At 70.0% G+C, this 14,007-nt stretch carries 12 protein-coding genes; 8 read left to right on the forward strand and 4 right to left on the reverse strand.

Features of this window, described 5'->3' with window-relative positions; genetic code table 11:
- The first annotated feature begins 39 nt into the window (after window positions 1-39).
- Genes C8D87_RS03770 through C8D87_RS03805 form a run of 8 tightly spaced genes read left to right on the forward strand, consistent with a single transcriptional unit; the run spans window position 40 to window position 9,422 of the window.
- The gene (locus tag C8D87_RS03770; protein WP_112225533.1) at window positions 40-1,542 is read left to right on the forward strand and encodes a sugar ABC transporter ATP-binding protein; all 1,503 of its coding nucleotides are present in this window, start codon (window positions 40-42) and stop codon (window positions 1,540-1,542) included.
- The gene (locus C8D87_RS03775) at window positions 1,539-2,588 is read left to right on the forward strand and encodes an ABC transporter permease (RefSeq protein ID WP_112225534.1); all 1,050 of its coding nucleotides are present in this window, start codon (window positions 1,539-1,541) and stop codon (window positions 2,586-2,588) included. The genes C8D87_RS03770 and C8D87_RS03775 overlap by 4 nt, the downstream gene beginning before the upstream one ends.
- Complete coding sequence (locus C8D87_RS03780; protein ID WP_109639583.1) at window positions 2,581-3,540, forward strand: ABC transporter permease; 960 nt, start codon at window positions 2,581-2,583, stop codon at window positions 3,538-3,540. Before C8D87_RS03775 ends, C8D87_RS03780 begins: the two co-directional genes overlap by 8 nt.
- Window positions 3,537-4,598, forward strand: a complete 1,062-nt coding sequence (rhaS, locus tag C8D87_RS03785; RefSeq protein WP_112225535.1) for a rhamnose ABC transporter substrate-binding protein — start codon at window positions 3,537-3,539, stop codon at window positions 4,596-4,598. The genes C8D87_RS03780 and rhaS overlap by 4 nt, the downstream gene beginning before the upstream one ends.
- A 1-nt stretch (window position 4,599) precedes the next feature.
- Window positions 4,600-4,911: an L-rhamnose mutarotase gene (locus tag C8D87_RS03790; RefSeq protein WP_112225536.1), complete on the forward strand. Its 312-nt coding sequence runs from the start codon at window positions 4,600-4,602 to the stop codon at window positions 4,909-4,911.
- 19 nt (window positions 4,912-4,930) lie between these two features.
- Complete coding sequence (gene rhaI, locus C8D87_RS03795) at window positions 4,931-6,085, forward strand: L-rhamnose isomerase (RefSeq protein ID WP_112225537.1); 1,155 nt, start codon at window positions 4,931-4,933, stop codon at window positions 6,083-6,085.
- Window positions 6,085-8,109, forward strand: coding sequence for a bifunctional aldolase/short-chain dehydrogenase (locus tag C8D87_RS03800; RefSeq protein ID WP_112225538.1), 2,025 nt, complete (start codon window positions 6,085-6,087; stop codon window positions 8,107-8,109). The genes rhaI and C8D87_RS03800 overlap by 1 nt, the downstream gene beginning before the upstream one ends.
- Window positions 8,106-9,422 (forward strand): rhamnulokinase, encoded by a 1,317-nt coding sequence (locus C8D87_RS03805; protein WP_112225539.1) that lies wholly within the window; start codon window positions 8,106-8,108, stop codon window positions 9,420-9,422. Before C8D87_RS03800 ends, C8D87_RS03805 begins: the two co-directional genes overlap by 4 nt.
- On the opposite strand, the gene C8D87_RS03810 is transcribed toward C8D87_RS03805, so the two are convergent.
- The 4 genes from C8D87_RS03810 to C8D87_RS47400 are packed head-to-tail and all read right to left on the reverse strand — an operon-like array spanning window position 9,370 to window position 13,959.
- Entirely contained in the window at window positions 9,370-11,049 is a 1,680-nt protein-coding gene (locus C8D87_RS03810; protein ID WP_112225540.1) for an amylo-alpha-1,6-glucosidase, read from the reverse strand. The two genes, C8D87_RS03805 and C8D87_RS03810, sit on opposite strands and share 53 nt — an antisense overlap.
- A gap of 10 nt (window positions 11,050-11,059) precedes the next feature.
- The gene (locus C8D87_RS03815) at window positions 11,060-11,863 is read right to left on the reverse strand and encodes a carbohydrate ABC transporter permease (protein ID WP_112225541.1); all 804 of its coding nucleotides are present in this window, start codon (window positions 11,861-11,863) and stop codon (window positions 11,060-11,062) included.
- The gene (locus tag C8D87_RS47395; RefSeq protein ID WP_170166296.1) at window positions 11,860-12,744 is read right to left on the reverse strand and encodes a carbohydrate ABC transporter permease; all 885 of its coding nucleotides are present in this window, start codon (window positions 12,742-12,744) and stop codon (window positions 11,860-11,862) included. The genes C8D87_RS03815 and C8D87_RS47395 overlap by 4 nt, the downstream gene beginning before the upstream one ends.
- Window positions 12,745-13,959 carry a sugar ABC transporter substrate-binding protein gene (locus C8D87_RS47400; RefSeq protein ID WP_170166297.1) on the reverse strand — a complete coding sequence of 405 codons (1,215 nt, stop codon included), beginning with the start codon at window positions 13,957-13,959 and terminating at the stop codon, window positions 12,745-12,747. It lies immediately after the preceding gene.
- Between the last annotated feature and the right edge of the window lie 48 nt (window positions 13,960-14,007).

The following is a 14,007-nucleotide window of genomic DNA, read 5'->3' on the forward strand; positions in this document are numbered from 1 at the left end:
TCAGCCGTTAAAACGTTTCAACATGGAGGAGACGGAAACGTGGACCGACCTCCCGTGGTGGCGCTGGACGAGGTGAGCAAGTCCTTCGGTGCCGTGCGCGCGTTGTCCGGGGTGTCGCTGCGGCTGCTGCCCGGCGAGGCCCACGCGCTGCTCGGGGAGAACGGCGCCGGCAAGTCGACGCTGATCAAGACGCTCGCCGGGGTGCACCGGCCGGACGCGGGCCAGGTGCTCGTCGACGGGTCCGCGCAGAGGTTCTCCGGCCCCGCCGACGCGCTGGCCGCGGGCATCGCGATCATCTACCAGGAGCCGACGCTCTTCGGTGACCTGTCGGTGGCCGAGAACGTCTTCATGGGCCGCCAGCCGCTCGGCTTCGGCCGCCGCATCGACGTCGCCGAGATGCACGCCCGCACCTCGGAGTTGTTCTCCCGTCTGGGCGTCCGGCTCGACCCGGCCCGTCCGGCGCGTGGACTGTCCATTGCGGACCAGCAGCTGGTGGAGATCGCCAAGGCGTTGTCGTTCGACGCCCGCGTGATCGTGATGGACGAGCCGACAGCGGCTCTGTCCGCCCACGAGGTGCAGCGCCTCTTCGGTGTGGTGCGGGCACTTCGCGACCAGGACGCCGCGGTGCTGTTCGTGTCGCACCGGCTCGACGAGGTGTTCGCGTTGTGCCAGCGGGCCACAGTGCTGCGCGACGGCGGGTTCGTCTGGTCCGGCTCACTGGAGGGTGAGACCCCGGACTCCCTGGTGCGCCGCATGGTCGGCCGCGACCTGTCGCAACTGTTCCCCAAGGAGGACACGACCGCGGGCGACGTGCTGCTGTCGGTGCAACGGCTCACCCGCGAAGGCGTGTTCACCGACGTGTCGTTCGACGTCAGGGCGGGCGAGATCGTCGCGCTGTCCGGCCTGGTCGGCGCCGGGCGCAGCGAGGTCGCGCGGGCGGTGTTCGGCATCGACCGGCCCGACGGCGGTGCCGTCGTCGTGCGCGGCCGGAAGCTGAAGTACGGCTCCCCCACCGCCGCGATGGCCGCGGGCATCGGGTTCGTGCCGGAGGACCGCCGCCAGCAGGGCCTCGTGATGGACGCGTCGATCGAACGCAACACCGCGCTCGCGTCGCTGGGCCGGCTCTCGACCTTCGGATTGCTGCGGAGGCGTTCCGAACGCGCGCTGGCCCAGGACTGGGCGGTGAAGCTGCGGCTGAAGTTCGCACGGCTGAGCGACCCGGTCGGAGTGCTGTCCGGCGGCAACCAGCAGAAGGTGGTGCTGGCGAAGTGGCTGGCGCGCAAGCCTTCCGTGCTGATCGTCGACGAGCCGACCCGCGGGATCGACGTCGGGACGAAGGCGGAGGTGCACCGGTTGCTGTCGGAGCTCGCCGGGCAGGGCGTCGCGGTGCTCATGATCTCGTCGGAGCTGCCGGAGGTGCTCGGGATGGCCGACCGCGTGCTGGTGATGCACGAAGGCCGGTTGGCGGAGGAGCTTTCACGGGCCGAGGCGACGGAAGAGCGGGTCGCGATGGCGGCCGCCGGACAGGCGGTGACGCGATGACTGCTCAACTCGACACCGCGACCGCCCCACCCTCCGCACGCCGCACCGCAGCCCGCCGCCTCTCCACCCGAGTGGGGCGCGTCCGCGAGCTCGGCATCGTCGTCGCCCTCGCCCTGGTGGTCATCCCCACCGCGATCGTGAACCCGAGGTTCATCCAGGCACAGAGCCTGCGCGACCTCCTCCTCAACGCCTCGATCGTCGCACTCCTCGCGGTGGGCCAAACCCTGGTGGTGGTGACCAGGAACGTCGACCTGTCCGTGGGTTCGGTCCTCGGCCTGTCCGCCTTCCTGACCGCGCAGCAGTTCGCCGACCACCCCGGCACCCCGCTCCTCGCGGGCATCGGGCTCGGTGTCGCGATCGGCCTGGCGTGCGGCCTGCTCAACGGTCTGCTGGTGGCACTCGGCAACGTCCCCAGCCTCGTCGTCACCCTCGGCACGCTCTACGTGTTCCGCGGCATCGACTACGCGCTGGCCCAGGGCAGGCAGGTCAACGCCGCCAACCTGCCCGACGCGCTCCTGGACCTCGGCAGCAGCCGCGTCCTCGGCATCCCGGTCCTCGTGCTGATCACCGTCGTGGTCATCGCGGTCGCCGCGGTCTACCTCCGCTCCTACCGGTCCGGCCGCGAGCTCTACGCGATCGGCTCCAACCCGGAGGCCGCCACCCTGGCGGGCATTCCGGTCGCCAGGCGCACGCTCACCACGTTCGTCCTCTCCGGACTGATCGCGGGACTCGCCGGCGCGCTCTGGGTCGCCAGGTACGGCACGGTCGACGCGGCCGCGGGCACCGGACTGGAGCTCCAGGTCGTCGCGGCGGTGGTCGTCGGCGGTGTCGCGATCTTCGGCGGATCCGGGACCGTGGCCGGTGCCGCGCTCGGCGCGCTCCTGCTGGGCACGATCACCAGCTGCCTGGTGGTGCTGCAGATCCCCGCCTTCTGGCAGCAGGCGATCGCGGGCGCGCTCCTGCTGAGCGCCATCACCGTCGACCGGCTGCTCGCACTGCGACTCGCGAAGGCCTTGCGCACCTCGGAAGGGACCAGCCATGCGTAACCTCCTGCGGTGGGAGACCGCGCTGGTGTTCCTGCTGATCGTCGTGGCGCTGACCGGCCAGGTCAGCACGGACGGGTCGTTCCTGTCCGGCGGCAACCTCTTCTACCTCGGCCTCGACATCGGCGAGATCGCGCTCATCGCGCTGCCGCTGACGCTGGTGATCGTCGCGGGCGAGATCGACCTGTCCGTCGCCTCCGTGCTCGGCCTGTCCAGCGCGTTGATCGGCTGGCTGTGGAACGCGGGCTGGCCGCTCGAGACGATCCTGCCGACGGTCGTCGTGGCCGGCGCGCTCTGCGGGGCGTTCAACGGGTTGCTCATCACGAGGCTCGGCCTGCCCAGCCTCGCCGTCACCATCGGCACGCTCGCCCTCTACCGGGGCCTCGCGCTGGTGGTGCTCGGTGACACGGCGGTCGCGGACTTCCCGGCGAGCTACACGGCGTTCGGCACGACGCCGGTGCCCGGCACGAACATCCCGTACCCGATCGTGCTCGCGGCCGTCCTCGCCGTCCTGTTCGGGATCGCGTTGCACGCCAGCTCGTTCGGCCGGTCCGTGTACGCGATCGGCGCCAACGAGGAGGGCGCGCGCTTCTCCGGCATCCGGGTGAAGCGGATCAAGCTGACCCTCTTCGTGCTCGCCGGCGCGGTGGCCGCGATCGCGGGCATCGTCTACACGTTCCGCTTCTCCAGCGCCCGCGCGGACAACGGCGTCGGGCTCGAGCTCGCCGTCGTCGCCGCCGTCCTGCTCGGTGGCGTGTCCATCTTCGGCGGCAAGGGATCGCTCTTCGGCGTGCTCGCGGGCGTGCTGCTGCTGGGCGGTCTGCGCAACCTGCTCATCCTGCAGGACACCTCCACGGAGGTGCTCACCATCGTCACCGGCCTTCTGCTGCTGGTGAGCGTTCTCGCTCCATCCGTCACCCGTCGCGTCGGAAGTCTGAGGAAGGCAACGCCATGAACACACGTCTAGTGCTCGCCCTGGTGGTGTCCGGGGCCGTCGCGCTCACCGCCTGCGGTGGTACCACGAAGGACAGCGCGGGCCAGCAGACCGGCGGCGCCACCAACGCCGCGAAGGCCGACCCGAACGCGGCGCTCAAGGAAGGGCTCAAGATCACCTTCCTGCCCAAGCAGGTCAACAACCCGTACTTCACCGTGGCGCAGAAGGGCGCGGAGAGCGCGGGCACCGCGATCAAGGCAGAGGTCAAGGCGACGGGCCCGTCCGACGCCGCCGCGAGCTCGCAGGTCACCTACATCAACACCGCCGCGCAGCAGAAGCAGGACGCGCTGGTGATCTCCGCGAACGACGCCAACGCCGTCGCGCCCGCGCTCAAGTCGGCGCGCGGTCAGGGCCTCAAGGTCGTCACGTTCGACTCCGACGCGGCGCCCGACGCCCGTGACGTCTTCATCAACCAGGCCACCTCGCAGGAGATCGCGGCCGGCCAGGTGAAGCTGATCTCCCAGGCGATCGGCGGCAGCGGCGAGATCGCGATCCTGTCGGCGACCCCGAACGCCACCAACCAGAACGCGTGGATCGAGGTCATGAAGGCCGAGCTCGCCAAGCCCGAGTACTCCGGCCTCAAGCTGGTGGAGACCGCCTACGGCAACGACGAGGACCAGACGTCGTTCCAGAAGACCCAGGGCCTGCTGCAGGCGCACCCGAACCTCAAGGGCATCGTCTCGCCCACCACCGTCGGCGTGGCCGCCGCGGCTCGCTACCTCAGCTCGTCGGAGTACAAGGGCAAGGTCCAGCTGACCGGTCTCGGCACGCCGAACCAGATGCGCAAGTTCGTGCAGGACGGCACGGTCAAGGACTTCATGCTGTGGGACCCGAGCAAGCTCGGCCACCTCGCCGCCTACGCCGCGGCCGCGCTCGCGTCCGGGCAGATCACCGGTGCCCAGGGCGAGAAGTTCAAGGCGGGTGACCTCGGCGAGTACACGATCGGCGCCAAGGGTGAGATCGTGCTCGGCCCGCCGACCGTGTTCAACAAGGACAACATCGAGAAGTTCGACTTCTGACATGCGGATCTGCTTCACCCTGCGGGTCCGGCCCGACCGGATCGACGAGTACAAGGCACGGCACCGCGAGGTGTGGCCCGAGATGCGGGCCGCCCTCAGCGAGGCGGGATGGCACAACTACTCCCTCTTCCTCGCAGAGGACGGCCTGCTGATCGGCTACCTGGAGTGCGACGACTTCGACGCGGTGCTCGCCGAGATGGCGCGCACCGAGGTCAACGCGCGGTGGCAGGCCGAGATGGCCGGGTTCTTCGTCGGTGACGGCAACGCCGACGAACGGATGCGGCCGCTGGACGAGGTCTTCCACCTCGATTGAGCTTTTGGGGAGAACAGTGATGAGTGTGAAGGCCGCTCTGCGCGAGCAACGGATCGAAACCCCCTCCTGGGCCTACGGGAACTCGGGGACGAGGTTCAAGGTGTTCGCGCAGCAGGGAGTTCCGCGCACGCCGTACGAGAAGATCGACGACGCGGCGGTGGTGCACCGGCTCACCGGTGTCGCGCCGACCGTCGCGTTGCACATCCCGTGGGACAGGGTCGACGACTACGGCAAGCTGGCCGAGTACGCGCGGGACCGCGGGGTCGCGCTCGGTGCCATCAACTCGAACGTCTTCCAGGACGACGACTACAAGCTCGGCAGCGTCTGCCATCCGGACGCCGCCGTGCGGCGCAAGGCGATCGAGCACCTGCTCGAGTGCGTCGACATCATGGACCAGACGGGCTCGCAGGATCTGAAGCTCTGGTTCGCGGACGGTCTCAACTACCCCGGCCAGGACAACATCCGCGCCCGCCAGGACCGGCTCGCCGAAGCGCTGCGACAAACCTACGCGCGGCTCGGCGATCACCAGCGGATGCTGCTGGAGTACAAGTTCTTCGAACCCGCCTTCTACACGACCGACGTGCCGGACTGGGGCACGGCGTACGCGCACTGCCAGCAGCTCGGCGAGAAGGCCCAGGTCGTGATCGACACAGGGCACCACGCACCGGGCACGAACATCGAGTTCATCGTGTCGTTCCTGTTGCGCGCGAACAAGCTCGGCGCGTTCGACTTCAACTCCCGTTTCTACGCCGACGACGACCTGATGGTGGGCGCGGCGGACCCGTTCCAGCTGTTCCGGATCATGCACGAGATCGTGCTGGCCGACGCGCTGAAGCCGGCCGCCGGCATCGCGTTCATGCTCGACCAGTGCCACAACCTGGAACCGAAGATCCCGGCGATCATCCGCTCGGTGCTCAACGTCCAGGAGGCCACGGCGAAGGCTCTGCTGGTCGACCACGAGGCTCTCGCGCAGGCACAGCAGGCCGGTGACGTGCTCGGCGCGAACGGCACGTTGATGGACGCCTACAACACCGATGTCCGCCCGCTCCTGCGCGAACTGCGTGAGGAGATGGGCCTCGACCCCGACCCGATGGCCGCGTACCGGCGGTCCGGGTACGCCGAGCAGATCGTCCGTGAACGAGTCGGCGGCGAGGCCGCCGGATGGGGTGCGTGATGGACCAGGTCGAAGCGCTGTTGGGGCGGAGCAACCGGCTGGGAGCCGATCCGCGCAACACCAACTACGCGGGCGGCAACACGTCGGCCAAGGGCGAGGAGCTCGACCCGGTCACCGGGCAGCCGGTGAAGCTGGTGTGGGTCAAGGGATCCGGCGGTGATCTCGGCACGCTGACCGCGTCCGGGCTCGCGGTGCTGCGCCTGGACCGGCTCCGGGCGCTCACCGAGGTGTATCCGGGGGTCGAGCGCGAGGACGAGATGGTCGCCGCGTTCGACTTCTGCCTGCACGGCAAGGGCGGCGCGGCGCCGTCGATCGACACGGCCATGCACGGCCTGGTCGACGCGGCTCACGTCGACCACCTGCACCCGGACGCGGGCATCGCCCTCGCGACGGCCGCCGACGGCGAGGCGCTGGTGAAGGCCTGCTTCGGCGACCGCGTGGTGTGGGTGCCGTGGCGCCGGCCCGGTTTCCAGCTGGGGCTGGACATCGCCGCGGTCAAGCGGGACAACCCGCAGGCCATCGGCGTGATCCTGGGCGGGCACGGCATCACGGCGTGGGGCGCGACGAGCGAGGAGTGCGAGGCGAACTCCCTGGAGATCATCAACACCGCCCAGCGCTACCTCGACGAGCACGGGCGCGCCGAACCCTTCGGCCCGGTCGTCCACGAACCGCTGCCCGAGGAGGAACGCCGGTTGCGGGCCGCCGAGCTCGCGCCCGTGATCCGGGGTCTCGCGTCCACGGACTCCCCGCAGGTAGGCCACTTCACCGACAGCGACGTGGTGCTCGACTTCCTGGCCCGCGAACGGCATCCCGAGCTGGCCGCGCTCGGCACGTCGTGCCCGGACCACTTCCTGCGCACCAAGGTCAGGCCGCTGGTGGTCGACCTGCCACCGACGGCACCGCTCGAAGATGTCGTGGCACGGCTGGAACAGCTGCACGAGGCCTACCGCGAGGACTACAAGTCCTACTACGAGCGGCACGCCGAGCCGGACAGCCCGCCGATGCGCGGCGCGGACCCGGCCGTCGTCCTCGTGCCGGGCATCGGCATGTTCAGCTTCGGCAGGAACAAGCAGACCGCGCGCGTCGCGGGCGAGTTCTACGTCAACGCCATCAACGTGATGCGCGGTGCCGAGTCGGTCTCCCGGTACGCGCCGATCCAGGAGAGCGAGAAGTTCCGCATCGAGTACTGGGCGCTCGAAGAGGCCAAGCTGCAGCGGATGCCGAAGCCCAAGCCGCTCGCCACCCGCGTCGCGCTCGTCACCGGTGGCGGATCGGGCATCGGCAGGGCCATCGCGCAACGGCTGGCCGCCGAGGGTGCGTGCGTGGTGGTCGCCGACCGCAACGGTGACGCCGCACGTGAGGTCGCGGAAGGCATCGGAAACACGGACGTCGCGGTGCCCGTGACCGTCGACGTCACCGACAGCGCGGGCATCGCCGCGGCGTTCCGGGAGGCGTCGCTCGCCTTCGGCGGCGTCGACCTGGTGGTCAACAACGCCGGGCTGTCGATCTCCAAGTCGCTCGAGGCGACCACAGAGGCGGACTGGGACCTGCAGCACGACGTGATGGCCAAGGGCTCGTTCCTGGTCTCCCAGCAGGCGGCGAAGGTCATGCGCGCCCAGGCGATGGGCGGCGACATCGTCTACATCTCCAGCAAGAACTCGGTCTTCGCCGGCCCGAACAACGTGGCCTACGGCGCGGCGAAGGCAGACCAGGCGCACCAGGTCCGGTTGCTGGCGGCGGAGCTCGGTGAGGACGGCATCCGCGTCAACGGCGTCAACCCGGACGGCGTGGTCCGCGGCTCCGGCATCTTCGCGGGCGGCTGGGGTGCCCAGCGCGCGGCCGTCTACGGCGTGCCCGAGGAGAAGCTCGGCGAGTTCTACGCCCAGCGCACACTGCTCAAGCGCGAGGTGCTGCCAGAGCACGTGGCCGCGGCGGTGTTCGCGCTGACCGCGGGCGAGCTGTCGCTCACCACAGGGCTGCACGTGCCGGTCGACGCCGGTGTGGCCGCGGCGTTCCTGCGATGACCGCCACGGTCGCCGCCGTCGACCTGGGCGCCTCCAGCGGCCGCGTGCTGCTGGGCCGCGTCGGCGACGGCAAGCTGCACACCGAGGAGGTGCACCGGTTCCCGAACGGTCCGGTGCACCTGCTCGGCACCCTGCACTGGGACGTCCTGGCGCTGTACCGGGAGGTGCTCACCGGCCTGCGCCTCGCCGCCGAGCTGGACTCCGTCGGCATCGACAGCATCGGCATCGACAGCTGGGCGGTCGACTACGGCCTGCTCGACGCTCGCGGCGCGTTGCTGGGCAATCCGGTGCACTACCGCGACTCCCGCACCGGGGGCATCACACCACCGGACGGCCTGTACGAGATCAACGGCCTGCAGTTCCAGCCGTTCAACACGATGTTCCAGCTGATGGCCGAACCGCTGCTGGCGCACGCGAAACAGCTCCTGCTCATCCCGGACCTGTTCTCCTACTGGCTGACCGGCGAGCGCGGCGCCGAGTACACCAACGCCACCACGACCGGCCTGATCGACGTCCGAAGTGGACGGTGGTCGGCCGAGCTGACGCGCGACCTGCCCGCTGGCCTGCTGCCGGACCTGCGTCATCCCGGCGATCCCGCGGGCACGCACGAGGGCGTGCCGGTCACCGCGGTCGGGTCGCACGACACCGCGTCCGCGGTGGTCGCCGTACCCGCCGAGACCGAACGGTTCGCCTACATCTCGTGCGGCACGTGGTCGCTGGTCGGTGTCGAGCTCGGCTCCCCCGTGCTCACCGAGGAGAGCCGCGCCGCCAACTTCACCAACGAGGGCGGCGTCGACGGCACGATCCGCTACCTGCGCAACGTGATGGGCCTGTGGCTGCTGCAGGAATGCCTGCGGACCTGGGACACCGGCCTGGAGCCGTTGCTGCGGGAGGCCGCCGGCGCGCGAGGGGCGGTGTTCGACCCGAACGACCCGGTGTTCCTGCCACCCGGTGACATGCCAGCACGGATCCAGCGGCAGTGCGGGAAGACCATGACCAGGCCCGAGATCGTGCGATCCGTCCTGGACAGCCTGGCGCTGGCCCACCGCGACGCCATCGCGGACGCCCAGCGGTTGTCCGGCATGGAGGTCGAGGTCGTGCACATCGTCGGCGGTGGCTCGCACAACGAGCTTCTGTGCCAGCTCACCGCCGACGCGTGCGGTCTCCCGGTGGTCGCGGGACCCGCCGAGGCGACCGCGCTGGGCAACGTCCTGGTGCAGGCGCGTGCCGTGGGCGCGGTGCACGGCACGCTGGCCGACCTCAGGACGCTGGTGCGGAAGTCCCAGCCGCTGCGGCGGTATCTCCCCCGCTGAGCAACAGGTAGGCGCTGGCCGTCCACGTGTAGGCGCGGTCGCGCAGGCCCTGGCCGGTGAGCGCGTCGAAGTTCTCGGCGAACCCGGACTTCTCGCACGTGGCCCGGAACCGCGCGCTCACCTCGCCGGCCAGCTCCACCGCGCCACCCCGGCGCAGCCCGTCCTCGATCAGCACGGTGGCCGGGGCCCACACCGGGCCCCGCCAGTAGCCGTCCGCCTCGTAGTAGGGCGAGCTGGGCAGCTCCGTGGCCGGTCCGACCGACGTCAGGTGCTCTGCGACGCCCTGACACAGGCGGTCGAAGATCTCCCGCGGCAGATGCTCCCCCAGCACGACCGGCATGAGGTCGAGCAGGCTCGCCGTGGCCCTCAGCTCACCGGACACCACACCCCGGCTGACGAACCGGTCGCCGTCCCACAGCTCCTCCAGCAGCGCGGCCAGCATCTCGTCGGCCCGCTCCGCCCAGGGAGCGGTGTCACCGAGCTCGGTGGCGAGCACGGCCAGTTCCTTCATCTGCAGCACGAGGAACGCGGCGAGGTCGGCCGACTCCACGAGCCGATCGGCGGCGAACACCGTCGAGTTGTCCCAGCCGCTGTCGTTGCCGTGCTCGTAGTACGGCAGCCGTCGGCCGGGCGCCCGCCGGTGATCGAGCCAGAACGCCGTCCACTCGGACAGCTGGCGGTAGGCCAGTGCGGGGTCGGGCAGCCCGCCGGGCAGCCGTTCCCGCAGACGGCTGAGGGTCCAGCCGTGCACCGGTGGCTTCACGAAGTTGCGCAGCACCTCGGAATGCGTGATCGAGTCGGGTAGCGCGCCGTGCGGGTCCTGGTGGTCGAACACCACCTGGAACTGGTGCCACGCCAGCTCCGGCGCGCCGGGCGCGAGGGCCAGCGCGTTGAAGCAGTGGTCCCAGCTCCACACCTTGTTCATCCAGTGCTTGGACATGAGCACCGCAGGGCGCGTGACGAAGCCGGCCGGATCCACGGTGGCGGACCAGATCACGTAGCAGGCGAGTTCCGCGGCAGGGGCACGCGCCGGTGCCACGGCATCGGTGAACCGGCCGAACGCCTCGCGTGCGGCACTCACCGCGTCGGTGAAGCCGGTGCTGGAACGGAACGGTGGCAGCGCGGTGGTGATCTCCTCGATCACCACCTCCCACGGTTCCTCTCCCAGGACGACCGCGCGGTCAGCGGTCGCGAGCTCCTCGGCGCCGACGTGCTCCGCTTGTCCGGAAAGGACCGTGAGGCGGAACCTGTGCCCGGTCTCGTACGACGTGAACACCGCGCCACCCGAAGGTTCAGCGAAGAAGTAGGTGCCCGTGAACGGGGTCAACGTCCGTTCGGCGGCAGCGATGCGCATCCCCAGGCCGCTGCCGGAGATCCGGAGCGTGTCGGGCGAGGCGAAGACGGCCCGGATCTGCGACTCGCCGCTGCGCCACGTGAGCACGGCCGGCTCGGCGATGATCTCGACGGGCCGCGCGGGTGTCAGGGACAGCACGGCGTGCATGCCGTTGCGGTGCGAGACCACGTGCACGTCCTGCGCGTATCTGGCCAGTCCCACCACCGGCGACAGGCCGAACCACGCGCCGGCACGGCTGAACGGGATCTCCCGCACGGAGAACTCGGTGGCCACGGGTTTCCTTTCAGTCCTTGACGGCACCCGAGGTGACGCCGGCGGCGACGAACCGCTGGGCGACCACGATGAGCACCGTCGCGGGCACGGACGCGACCACGGCGGTGGCCATGATCGAGTTCCACTCCTGGTTGTTGTTGCCGATGTAGCGGTAGATGCCGAGGGTGAGCGGCTGCAGCCGGCCACCCGAGTCGAGCGTGGCCGCGAAGAGGAAGTCCGACCATGCCCACAGGAACGCGAACAGGGCCGCGGTGACGACACCGTTGCGGCTCGCGGGCAGCACGATCGACACGAACGACCGCCACGGCCCCGCGCCGTCGATCGTGGCCGCCTGCAGCACCTCGTCGGGCACGGACGCCATGAACGAGGTGAGGATCAGCACGGCGAACGGCACCGCGATCGTCGAGTCCGCGAGAATCAGGCCCCACACCGTGTTCGTGATGCCGAGCTTGACGTAGATGCCGTAGAAGCCGAGCGCCATGATGATTCCCGGAATCATCTGCGCGACCAGCAGCACGAACCCGAGCGCTCGCCGCCCGGCGGGGCGGAGCTTGGCCAGCGAGTACGCGGCCGGCGCCGCCAGTACCAGGGTCAGCACGACCGTGCCGGCTGCGACGAGCAGGCTGGTGCCCAGATACGGCACCTGCTCGCGCAGCACCCGTTCGTAGCCCTCGGTCGTCGGGTTGACCGGGATCAGGCTGGGCGGCTTGCGCATGTCGCTCATCGGTGTGAGCGACACGTTGATCATCCAGTAGACGGGGAACAGCATCACGGCGGTGAGCAGCACGCCGACCGGTGTGCGCCAGGACGTCATGAGAGCTCCTGCCTGCGCTGCACGCGGATGTACAGCAGCCCGGCCACCACGGCGATCAGGATCAGCACGTTGCCGACGGCGGCGCTGGGCCCGAAGCGCGGCAGCACGTTGCCGAACCCGAGTTCGTAGGACCAGGTGGCGAGCGTGGTGGACGAGCCGCTCGGCCCGCCCTTCGTCATGATCCAGATGACGTCGAACACCTTCAGTGTGTAGACCAGCCCGAGCAGCAGGGTGATCGCGGAGACCGGGCGCAGCAACGGGAACGTGACGTGCCAGAACGTCTGCCAGCCGCTCGCACCGTCCAATGCGGACGCCTCGTACACGTCGCGGGAGATGTTCTGCAGACCGCTGTAGAGCACGACGAGGTTGAACGGGATGCCGATCCAGATGTTCGCGATCGTCACCGACACCAGCGACCACTCCGGCGACGTCAGCCAGTTGACCGGACCGAGGCCCACGACCTTCAGCGCCGCGTTGACCAGCCCCGACTCGCTGTTGAGCAGCCACGCCCACGTCGAGGCCGACACGATCAGCGGCAGCAGCCACGGCACGAGGAACAACGCGCGCAGCGTCGCGGACAACCGGAAGCCGCGGGCGAAGAACAGCGCCGCGGCGAGGCCGATCGTGTACTGGAAGAACAGCGAGATCACGGTGAACAGCACGGTGTTGAGCAGCGCCGTGCGGAAGGTCGGGTCGCCGAACACGGTGGCGTAGTTGGCGAACCCGACCAGCGGGGCACCGCCGCTCACGAACGAGCGGACGGTGTACCCGCGGATGCTCAGGTCGACGTTGGTGAACAGCGGGTACGCGTAGCACACCGCCAGGTACGCCACGAGCGGGACGAGGAACGCCCAGCCCGCGAGCCTGGACCGCACTCGCACCTACTTCACCGACGCCTGGGCGTCCCGCAACGCCGCTTCCGGCGCCTTGGCACCGGTGAGCGCGGCCTGCACGGCACCCCACAGCGGCTGCGAGATCCTGGGGTAGCGCGTGCCGAGGTTGTCGCCGGTGCGTCCCTTGGCGTTCTTGACCGCCTCGACCCACACGGCGAGCTCCGGCTGGGCGGAGACCTGTTGCTGCTGCACCGAAGGCACGGCCGAGATGTAGGTCAGCGCGGTGTCGGCGGCCAGCACCTTGTCCGGTGCGGTGAGACACGAGGCGATGCGCCCGGCCTTGGCCTCGGTGTCCTTGTTGTCCTGCACCGGCACGGTGACGAACTCGCCACCCGTCGGCGCGGGCGCGGTCCCGCCGGTGCGGCCTGGGATCGGGATGACGCCGTACTCGAAACCGGCCTTCTTCGCGTTGCCCAGCTGCCAGGTGCCGTTCTCGGCGAACGCGTACTCGCCGGTGGCGAACTCCTGCCAGCTGGTCGTCTGGGTGTTGCCGACGACCGAGTTCGGCGCGTACCCGTTGTCCAGCCAGGACTTCCACAGCTCCAGCGCGGCCCTGCCCGACGGCAGGTCGGTCAGCGACGCGCCGGCGCCCCAGAACCACGGCAGGAACTGGAAGCTGCCCTCCTCGGTGCCGATCGCGGAGAAGGTGATGCCCTTCTTGCCGGCGGCCTTCACCTTGGCCAGCGCCGCGTTCAGCGACTCCCAGTCCTTGACCGACGCCGGGTCGACGCCCGCGCCGGCCAGCACCGCCTTGTTGTAGTAGAGCGCCAGGGTGTTCGCGCCGATCGGCACGCCGTAGGTCTGACCGTCGACGGTTCCGGCGGCCACCAGGTTCGGTGAGACCTGCCCGGCGTCGAGACCGGCCTCGGAGTTCGGCTTGAGGACCCCCGCCTCGACGAGCGTGGACACCACCGGGTTGTCGACCACCAGCACGTGCGGCGCGGTGCGCTGCTGGGCCGCGAGCAGGACCTTGCTGGTCAGGTCGGTGGTGTCGTAGGCCTGGCGCTGGATCTTCACGCCGGCCTCGGCGCCGCACTTCTCGATCGTCCTCACCCACTCGGACTCGGCGGTGAACTGCGGGTACGGGTCCCAGACCGAGAAGGTGTCCGGGGTGCCGGCGGTGGGCGCGGACGAGCACGCCGCCACGGACACGACCAGGCCTACCGCGGCCAGCAGACGTGTGGGTACAGGTGCGGGGAACATGGGGGTCCTTCCTGGCGGCTGCGCTGACGACAAGAGGTCGAACCGGTT

Origin of the sequence: Lentzea atacamensis (genome assembly GCF_003269295.1) — a bacterium.
Taxonomy (GTDB): Bacteria; Actinomycetota; Actinomycetes; order Mycobacteriales; family Pseudonocardiaceae; genus Lentzea; species Lentzea atacamensis.